The sequence below is a fragment of the Acinetobacter sedimenti genome, assembly GCF_022601685.1.
Classification (GTDB): Bacteria; Pseudomonadota; Gammaproteobacteria; order Pseudomonadales; family Moraxellaceae; genus Acinetobacter; species Acinetobacter sedimenti.
Window position 1 is genome coordinate 92,314 of sequence record NZ_JAKUML010000008.1, and the last position, 10,521, is coordinate 102,834.

Sequence of the window (10,521 nt, forward strand, 5' to 3'; positions counted from 1 at the left end):
GGAAAAATTGTTGTCAAATCCGCAAGCTATAGAAAATCAAACTGCGCAAAGTACTGCGACGCAAAAATCATTTCAAAATACTGAAAACTTGCAAGTGATGGCAAAGGATCGCCATCGTTTGTCACGTCTAAAAAAAGATTTACACAAAGCCCAAAAACTAAAAGCGACAGATCCAAAAGCTACAGATCAAATCAACACAGCAGAAGAAAAGTACCAACAGTTTTTGCAAAGCTCACATGAAAAAGTCCTTGAACGTCAAAATCGTTTACCTGAGATCTCCTTAAATCAAGATCTGCCTGTCAGCCAATATGCAGACAAATTGATAGAAGCGATTCAAAAGCATCAAGTGATCATCGTCGCAGGAGAAACAGGCTCAGGCAAAACCACACAGCTGCCACAGATTGCTATGTTGGCAGGACGTGGATTGACTGGATTGATTGGACATACTCAGCCACGTCGTCTTGCAGCTCGAAGCGTGTCACAGCGGATCGCAGAAGAGCTGAAAGAACCACTCGGCAAAAGTATCAGTTTTAAAGTTCGTTTTAACGAACAGGGTAATCAAGATTCTTTCGTGCGTCTGATGACCGACGGGATTTTGCTTGCAGAGCTTGCGCATGATCGCTATCTGACCAAGTACGATACGATTATTATTGATGAAGCGCATGAGCGTTCGCTCAATATTGATTTTATTTTGGGTTATGTGAAAAACATTTTACCGAAACGTCCAGATTTAAAAATCATCGTAACGTCGGCAACGCTCGATGTGAATCGCTTTAGCCAATATTTCCATGATGCGCCGATCTTCGAAGTGGAAGGACAGAGTTTCCCAGTGGAAGTTCGTTACCGACCGATTTCTGAGATGAAGATTGGCGGTAGTGATGATGATGAATTTGACGATTTTGAAGAAAACCTGCCTCGTGCAGTGGTGCAAGCGGTAGAGGAGTGCTTTGCCGATGCCGAAGCCAAAGGACATCCTGAATATGCCGATATTCTGATCTTCTCCAGTACCGAGCAGGAGATTCGAGAGCTTCAAGAAACCTTAGAAAAATATGGTCCACGACATACCGAAGTGTTGCCATTGTACGCACGTTTAGCATTGTCCGAACAGCAGAAAATCTTTAGCCCAAGTGGTAAAGGACGACGCATTATTATCGCCACCAACGTCGCAGAAACAGCTCTGACGGTGCCAAATATTCGCTACGTCATTGATAGTGGTTTTGCTCGGATTTCACGTTATAGCTATCGCTCACGGGTGCAACGCTTACCGATCGAGGCGATTTCCCAAGCGGCGGCCAATCAGCGTAAAGGTCGCTGTGGTCGTATCGCAGCAGGTGTCTGTATTCGTCTGTATAGCGAGGAAGATTTTCAATCTCGTCCTGAGTTTACTGAGCCTGAAATTAAACGCACCAATCTTGCTTCAGTGATTTTGCAGATGCAAAGTCTCGGTCTGGGCAATTTGGAACAATTTGATTTTATTGAGCCACCTGATCATCGCTTAGTCAATGATGGACGGAAATTGTTGATCGAATTAGGTGCGTTGAATCCTCCTCGATCTACATTGGAAGAAGAGGGAAATTTTTCAAATCCCCCTCAATCCCCCTTTAGCAAAGGGGGAAGTTCCCCTCTTTCAAAAAGAGGGGCTAGGGGAGATTCACACAAAGGTGGAGAACTCACAAAAGTCGGTCAAACTATGGCAAAAATGCCGATTGATCCACGCCTAGCACGGATGTTGGTAGGCGGTGCGCATTTCGGTGTCTTAGCGGAAACATTGGTGATTGTTAGTGCCTTAGCTGTACAAGATCCTCGGGAACGTCCTGCCGACAAACAAACCCAAGCCGATCAAAAACATGCGCTGTTTAAAGAAGCTGATTCTGATTTTCTGTTTTATCTCAAGCTGTGGAATACACTGGATAATCTCAAAAAAGAGCATCAACTCAGTGAAAATAAGCGCCGTCAGTTTGCGCGTCAGCATTTTCTGAGTTGGTTACGCCTGCGTGAGTGGCGGCAGACTTATCAGCAGTTGCGTGAGATGACAGAACAGCTTGGCATGTCGATAAATGACATGTCGAAAGGCAGTTCTAAGACAGGTGCGGAAAAAAATTCTGAAAAAAGTACCGAGCAAAGCATTGGTCAAACTGCAAACTATGAAAATCTGCATCGTGCGCTTTTAATAGGTTTATTGTCATTTATTGCGCAAAAGACCGATGAGCGCAATGTCTATCAAGCAGTGCGTCAGCAAAAAGCACGGATTTTCCCTGCCAGTAGTTTGCACAAGGCGCAAGTGCCGTGGGTGATGGCATTTGAAATGGTGGAAACCTCGCAAGTCTTTATCCGAACCCTTGCCAAGATTGAGCCAGAATGGATTTTGCTTGCGGCACGAGATTTGTTGAAATATCACTATTTTGAGCCACATTGGTCAAAGAAAAATGGTGTGGTCAATGCCTATGCGCAGATTTCATTATTCGGTCTAATTATTCAAGCCAAGCAATTGGTCAATTTTGAAAAAATCGATGTCGAAGCCTCGCATGAGATTTTCTTGCGAGATGCCTTGGTCGCCAATCAGCTCGGACAAAATCCACCGTTTCTAGTGCATAACGTACAGAAATTACAAGAAGTTGAACGAGTGGAAGATAAGCTACGTCGTCGAGATTTAATCGTCGATGAAGAAGCCCTGTATCAGTTTTATGCTGAGCGTATTCCCAAAGACGTTGCTTCACGGCGTAGCTTCGATGAGTGGCGTGCTTCGGTTGAGCCCAAACAGCCCAAAATTTTATTTTTTGATGAAAATGCGCTGTGGCAAAGTGATCGACCAACGACAAACCAATTTCCAGACTTTATTCATAATGGACAATTGCGCTTTGCGGTGAATTATCGTTTTGATCCAAGCCATGATGAAGATGGTGCAGTGGTGACGATTCCTGTGCAAGCCTTGTCGCAGATTGATCAAGCTCGTTGGTCGTGGGGTATTGCAGGATGGCGATTGGAGTTGATCGAAGCCTTACTAAAAAATCTACCCAAAGATAAACGTCGTCAACTGGTGCCAATTCCAGATACAGCGAGAAAAATTCATCAGAATTTGAGCGAACAGGATTTTCAAAAGCATATTTTTGATATGCTTGCATTTAAATTGCGTGCTGAGCAAATTCTAGCAACTGATTTTAGTTTGGAATCATTGCCCAATTATCTTTTACCACTGATTAAAGTCATTGATGAGCGCAAAAAAATCATTGCACAAGGGCGTGATTTGGAGGAATTACAAGCACGTTGTCAGGTGCAAATCCAACGTCCAGTGATCGAATCCAAAGGCGCATTTACCGAGTTTCCGCAAGATTTTGTGTTTGAATCAGCAACGAAAGTGTCTGGTGTTGTGGTACAGCGTTATCAAGCACTTGCACCGAAAGTCGCATTCCAAACTATGGATTTAAATGATAAAACAGTCGGTGTAGTGATTCAGCATTTCCATGATGTTGATCTAGCGATGCAAGTACATCGTGAAGGCTTAATTCATTTGATCCATTTGCAACTCGGTGACTTAGAGCGTCAGTTGAAGAAGCAGATCAGCAAGTCATTTGCTTTAACATTTGCACCACTGGGCAATAAGCAAAAGCTGGAACAAATTTTGATCTATGCCACTTTGCAACGCTGTTTGGATGAACATGGTGTGGCGTTGGGTCGTGAACAGTCCAAAATGGTAAATCATGTTGATGCAACAGATGCACAAAGTTTTGATGCGTTGCTTAAATTTTGCAAGCAGCAATTTTTAAGTATTGGACAGACTGTATTGCAAGTTCTTTCTGAGATTTATATGACGTGGCAGTCGATCAGGCACATGCTTTTAACTATTGATTTAAATGTATTTGCTCGTAGTATTGATGATATTGAAGATCAATTGGATTTGATGCAGTTAGATGGGTTTGTATATCAGCAATCGAGTACGACTTGGCTTGAATATCCACGATATTTATCTGCTGTGCAATTGCGTTTGGAGCGATTAGCGAATAATCTTAATAAAGATCAAGATGCCATCAATATCATTGATCCATGGATGGATAAGCTTTTCAACACACCTCGCAAGCATACGCAAGGCTTTTACCCATTGGTTGAGGAACTGCGTATTTCACTGTTTGCACAGCCGATGAAAACCAAATTCGCCATATCTCCAAAGCGTTTGCAAAAGGCTTGGGATGAGTTGGGTATTAAGTCTTAAATTGAATTATTTACCGAATTTAAGATTGAGAAATAAGTCGTTCATGAATTAAATTGTGAACACAGTTATAAGGAGTTTTACATGAGCATTCGTATCACTGGAACAGGGTTGTACACCCCCCCTGAATCCATTAGCAACGAAGAATTGGTTGCGAGCTTAAATGCTTATGTGGAGCATTACAATGCAAAAAATGCCGATGCGATTGCACGTGGAGAGCTTGAAGAGCTGCGCAGTTCAACTCCAGAGTTCATTGAAAAAGCTTCAGGGATTAAATCTCGTCATGTGGTAGAAAAGTCAGGTGTTCTAGACATTAATCGACTACGTCCAAAGTTACGTGAGCGGAGTAATGATGAAATCTCAATCCAAGCAGAGATTGGTGTCAAAGCTGCAAAAATGGCGATGGAAGCAGCAGGTGTCACGGCTGCTGATGTCGATGCAGTGATTTTATCCTGTTCAAATATGCAGCGTGCTTATCCTGCAGTAGCGATCGAAATCCAAGATGCGCTCGGTATCGAAGGCTATGCGTATGATATGAATGTGGCGTGTTCGGCTGCGACATTTGGCATCAAGCAGGCGCATGATGCGATCAAATGCGGTGCAAAATGTGTCTTGGTGGTGAATGCAGAAATCACTTCTGCACATAATGATTTTGGCGCGCGTGATGGTCACTTTATCTTTGGTGATGTGGCAACTGCAACGATCGTTGAGCAGACAGATACGAAGGCAGGTTTTGAGATACTTGACTGTCAGCTCGTGACTAAGTTTTCGAATAATATCCGTAATAATTTCGGCTTCCTGAACTCCAGTGAAGAGGCGACCAAAGGTCTGTTATTTAAGCAAGATGGGCGCAAAGTCTTTAAAGAAGTTTCTCCATTAGTTGCATCGACCATTACTGCACAACTTGGTCAGTTAAACATTGATGTCAATGCACCAAAGCGTTTTTGGCTACATCAAGCCAATGCCAATATGAATGCTTTGATTCTAAAGCTACTTTTGGGTAAAGACATTGAGAAAGAACGTGCGCCAATCGTACTTGATGAATATGCCAATACCTCTTCGGCAGGTGTGATCATCGCGATGCACAAGACTGGGCATGAGGTCGAAGTCGGTGAATATGGCGTACTGTGTTCATTTGGTGCAGGCTATTCGCTTGGGTCAATCGTGGTGAAAAAGGTTGCTGCAAGATAGATCATTTTTTTAAAAGATTTATCAAAAAAGCTGTAAAAAAGCAGATCACGGTGATCTGCTTTTTTATGCTTAAAGTTCAGTGTGATTCAACTCAATCAGTTTATGGCTTATAAAGTCCAAGCTCTTGCAAATGTAAACGCAAAATACGACGTACTTCGAGCACCGCTTCAGGCTTCAAGTGAATTGAGTGTCCGCCTTTGATGATCTTTTCAGACACCGCACCATCAATATGTGCGCTGTGATAAGGAACAATGCCATCAGTGATGACATCCTTGTCGGTTGAGTCTGTGTAGTTACCCATAATAAGGTGATATTTCACACCTGAATTAATTTTGGTTTCACCTGTGATTTTTGAAAATGCAGATTTTTTACTTAGATCACTTGGACCATTTTGTAGAAAATCTTTAGAAATACGTTCCAGCATCTGTTGTGCTTCTTCATCGCCTAGTCCTGCTTTTGCAGCAGTCAGTGTGGCTTTTAAGAAGTTCTGCGGTAGGCGAATGATTTTACGTGCAGCAAGAGTAAACCAGCGATCTGCAAAGTCGGTCCCTCGAAATGGGGAGGCAAGAAAAATCGCACGATCAATCGGTGGCGTGAGTGCATTCATTCTAAATCGTGGCTGTGCAGCGGCGAGATTTTTAATCTTGTTGTAATTTCTAAAGTCATTTTGTTTTAAATGCTCCATGACTTTCGTGCTGTAGTCTGCATCACTGACCAACAAACGCCCGATCACACCACCCATACTATGACCAAGTAATACAGCATTGGTTGCAGTGTGTGTTGGGTGGTGTTGATTCACACCGTCGAAAGCTTGTTTGAGCAAAGCGTAGATTTGGTAACGACTTTCCATGATCGGCATATTGGTCGAATAGAACACTTGCCACACTTGATAATGCTCACGTAAAACATTATCGCCCATGATGTCATTAGTCAGAGCAATCCATGTTTCAGGGCTACTTGCCAAACCGTGAATCATCACAATGACTTTTTTCTTTGGATTGTACGGTTCAAGCATGAACAGGTGAGGCATAATCAGGTCTTGCTCACGGTCAATTAAAGACAAATAACCTGCGACACCAAGATTATTATTGGCAAGCCATAGTCCATAAGGTGCGGAAAAGTTGGCTGCCAATGGATAGATCTGATCATTGACTTTAATATCTTTATATTTATTTGGATCAACGGTATTCACGATCAAATCTTTGCTGTTCAAAATCGCTTTTACTGAACCACGATCTTTCGGAGCAACGACGATCGTCGCAGGGATAATTTGAGCTTCGTGTATATTTGGATGGTCGTAAATGTTTTTAAGATTCAGAAAAGGATCAATGTGGAACTCTTGTAATGGTTTTTTCTCGGATTTTTTCAGTTGTACCGCAAACTCTGAACCAAAGCCATCACGACGGCTGATCGAGCGTAATCCTGAAAATCCGATGTTATAGGTTGAAACAAGCTGATCCACGTCTTTGATCGCTAGACTAGGATATTGATCAAGATTGACGTGATAAACGCTTTCACCAATATCCATCTTGCCTGTGCTGTAAGATTGCTTTTGGATATCTTGTTGATTGAATTTGTTAACAAGATTGGCAATCGCTTGATTATAAAAATCTCGAACCTGTACTTGACGGTTGTCAAAAAGTCGCTGTGTCGCAGGGCGTTTGGTGGCAAACAGGTAGGCATAGCTATAACGAATGGCGTTATTTAAAGATTCTAATTGTTTTGTTGTACACTCAATATACTGCTGACCAAGTTGTTGATATTTTTCTTTTTGTTTTTCATCTAAATTGTTTTGTCCCTCTTTGGCATGTGTTTTTGCAAAATCACAACTCGAAGACTCATTGAGTCGAATCGCATGTGCAAGAAAGATTTCACTGCCTGCCGAAAGATATTGTTCATCAACGATTTGAGGAATCTGTGCTAAATCCTGCATACATTGATTGGGATCGTTAATACATTTTTTGGTTTCTTGTCCCGACATCGACAGCACATTCAAGCTAGCTTCACTGAGCTCGTCACGTGTCAGAATGCTGTCACGTTCATTACTGAGTGTTGTGCCGACTTTTTGTTCTTTAACACTCACCACCTGACAACCTGTCAAACCGAGCATACTAATACTTAGCACAACAAGGAGAGATTGTTGAAACATGAAATACCCCATCAAAACTTATTCAATTTTAAGAGCAGATTATTACACTTTTATTCCATGAGATGAATATAAAAAAGCCAGTTCGTAAACTGGCTTTGTAAGTATGATTTTGATCTTCAAAACAGACTTAACTGCCACGTTGCCACACGTTATAGCGACCACCTGATTCAATCTCTGTCACAAGACGGTCAACGATCGCAGATTCAGTAGGGTATTTCACTTTGTAATTCTTCAAAGTGGTCACGGCATTTTTCTTTTGTTCCATACTCAAGTAGTTGTTTGCCATCGAAAGATGCGCTTCTTGAATATCGGCTTCCATTGCAGTCTTCAAATAAGGAGTTGCTTCTTTGAATGCACCACCTTCAGATAAACCAAAACCTAACCAAAAACTGGTTTCAGGATCATTTGGCTTCATCTTCAGCAAACGAGTCGCGTAGCTAAGTGCTTTAGGTCCATAAGTTTCACCCATATCAAGGTTTCGCGCCATATGGCTGGCTTTTGCAGCGCGAAGCAAGATGTCATATGAGGCATTCGGCTGAACTGCATAACGATCAAGAGTATGAATGATGGATTTTAATTTATCCGTCATCCCACTTTTCTCACGTTTGACATCAAAGCGTGTAGGGTAATGACGTGCCTTGCCCTCTAAAATCGTTAAAAAGTCATCAATATCAGTGACATCTAATTCGTTATCTTGAGCAAGCGCTGCAAATTTCAAGGCTTTGTCATTGCTATTGGCGACAGGAATAATAAAACGATTTTTATCTAAAATGATTTCTGCTGAGTTTGGATTATTAGGATCAGCTTTTACACGAAGTTTGGTGAGTGGTGCATTGATTGATTTTTGTAGATTAACTTCGAACTCTGGCGGCGCAGTATAGTCTGCAGGATTCAGAGCATAATAAGGCGCAGAAACTTGCGGTTCGGTGTAAACGATTGGTTCAGGCTCAACGAATTTTTTTTGCTCAACTGGCGCAGGTGGCGTCACTGTACATGCACTGACAAAAAGACTTAAAACAGTGAAACTAAAAATTGGTTTTATTTGCATCATTTCTTCTCATCAAAGAATTTTAAAAGATCGAGTCTAAGGAATATTTTTTTTTGCTTCAATCATAGTTGCGTAAATCAAGTAAGTGATTGTGTAAAAAACAGTCATATGATTTGGCGTCAATCTAATGATTCATTTGCTGTGAAATTTATTACATGTAAATCCGTATAATGTTTAGGTTTCATGTTTAACGCTAAGATCATACTCACGCTGTACTTCTTCAAGCACTTGTATGTCTTGTTTAGATAATGGCGTAAGGCGAGGGCGTTTAAATTCAGGATCAAGCTTACTCAGTTGTTCGCACATTTTTTTCAAATGCGCTTCGTTCTTTTGTAAGCGTTCTGACAAGATACGTAGACTTTCCAGTACCGTATCAGGCTCACTGTGTGATGCGGCATAAGGTTGAAAATCAGTACATGTGCTATCTTGTGAAACATTTTCGATGATTGGTTCTTCTTGCTTTCTGGTCACTTGTTTTTGAATAAATCGTGCAGGGTTGCCAACAGCGGTGGTATTTGCAGGAACGGCTTTGGTCACGACGGCATTCGAGCCAACTTTGGCATTTTTCCCAACAGTAAAAGGTCCAAGAATTTTCGCACCTGCACCAACAATCACACCATCTTCAAGGGTTGGGTGGCGTTTGCCTTTATCCCATGTGGTACCGCCCAGCGTCACACCATGATACAGCGTGACATCATCGCCGATCTCTGCTGTTTCGCCGATCACAACACCCATACCATGATCGATAAAAAAGCCTTGTCCAATCTTTGCTGCAGGGTGAATCTCAATGCCTGTGGCAAAGCGTGAAAATGCAGAAATCGCTCGTGCGGTACCTTTTAATTCTTTTTGCCAGAGTCCATGCGCCAAACGGTGCATAACAATAGCGTGAAAACCAGGATAAGTGGTGAGGACTTCGAGAACATTACGTGCTGCAGGATCACGATCAAACACCGCTTTGATATCTTGTTTAAGCTGTTTAAACATCTGTTTGATCTCCTTGAGTGTTCTGCTTTTCATCGTTTGGAGTTGTGGCAGTTTTGCTATCTTGTGGTTGCCATGTGCCTTTGCGTAAGGCTTGGACACGACTAAACACACCACGGAGCAAATGATATTCCATACGATCCAATTGTATCCGACCAAATAATCGCCGTAAACGCAGTGGTAATAAGCGTGGATTCTCAGGGTCTAAAAACTCAATATCGGCTAAGGTTTGCTCGAAATGCGGATAGAACTGTTGCATCTGATCTTGAGTCACTAAGGGCTCATCCCATTGCATCGACTGACCTTGTACCAATTGCATGGCTTCGACTTTTTCTGCGGTTACGACAGCATCATTTTTTTCGAGTGCATGATTTTGACTTTCTGCTTCGGAATGTTGCAGACACGCCATTCTCAGCTCATAGCACACCACTTGAATGGCTTGTGCCACATTGAGTACAGCGTATTCTGGATTGACTGGAATGGTCAGGTGATAATTGGCAAGCGCAAGCTCCTCATTGGTCAAGCCACGATCTTCACGTCCAAACAGAATGGCCACCTGTTGATTTTTTTCTGTTGCATTGGCGATTTCAAGACTGGCAGGGCGAACGTCTAAAATCGGCCAAGGAATTGTACGACTGCGAGCACTGGTGCCAAATACCACATGACAATCCGCCAAGGCATCTTCAATCCGCTCAACCACTCGAATATGTTCGATCAAATCACTAGCACCTGCGGACAGCGCATCAATATCAGGGTGCGGATAATGTTTTGGCGCAACCAAAACCAAATGCTTTAAGCCCATGGTTTTCATGGCACGTAAGGCTGCACCGATATTTGCAGGGAGTGTGGTATTGACCATCACGATACGGATATGATCAAGTAAATCAGTCGCTTGAGTAGACATATTTCCTTCAAATTTCAGAATATTTGATAAATGTGGCTTGTGCG

General features: G+C 42.3%; 6 protein-coding genes. 2 read left to right on the top strand and 4 right to left on the bottom strand.

Features of this window, described 5'->3' with window-relative positions; all coding sequences use genetic code 11:
• Positions 1 to 97: 97 nt before the first annotated feature.
• Complete coding sequence (locus MKI79_RS06585) at positions 98 to 4,207, top strand: DUF3418 domain-containing protein (protein WP_241571290.1); 4,110 nt, start codon at positions 98 to 100, stop codon at positions 4,205 to 4,207.
• Positions 4,208 to 4,288: 81 nt separating this feature from the next.
• Positions 4,289 to 5,395, top strand: a complete 1,107-nt coding sequence (locus tag MKI79_RS06590) for a beta-ketoacyl-ACP synthase III (protein WP_241571248.1) — start codon at positions 4,289 to 4,291, stop codon at positions 5,393 to 5,395.
• Positions 5,396 to 5,495: 100 nt separating this feature from the next.
• Here MKI79_RS06590 and MKI79_RS06595 read toward each other — a convergent pair whose 3' ends face one another.
• From MKI79_RS06595 to MKI79_RS06610, 4 genes are all read right to left on the bottom strand, one after another.
• Positions 5,496 to 7,544: a lipase family alpha/beta hydrolase gene (locus tag MKI79_RS06595; protein WP_241571249.1), complete on the bottom strand. Its 2,049-nt coding sequence runs from the start codon at positions 7,542 to 7,544 to the stop codon at positions 5,496 to 5,498.
• A gap of 127 nt (positions 7,545 to 7,671) precedes the next feature.
• On the bottom strand, positions 7,672 to 8,592 hold the full coding sequence (locus MKI79_RS06600; protein ID WP_241571291.1) for an ABUW_2363 family tetratricopeptide repeat lipoprotein: 921 nt from the start codon (positions 8,590 to 8,592) through the stop codon (positions 7,672 to 7,674).
• Between the two features lie 174 nt (positions 8,593 to 8,766).
• Positions 8,767 to 9,576, bottom strand: coding sequence for a serine O-acetyltransferase (gene cysE / locus MKI79_RS06605; protein WP_241571250.1), 810 nt, complete (start codon positions 9,574 to 9,576; stop codon positions 8,767 to 8,769).
• The gene (locus tag MKI79_RS06610; protein WP_241571251.1) at positions 9,569 to 10,477 is read right to left on the bottom strand and encodes an RNA methyltransferase; all 909 of its coding nucleotides are present in this window, start codon (positions 10,475 to 10,477) and stop codon (positions 9,569 to 9,571) included. The genes cysE and MKI79_RS06610 overlap by 8 nt, the downstream gene beginning before the upstream one ends.
• Positions 10,478 to 10,521 lie beyond the last annotated feature (44 nt).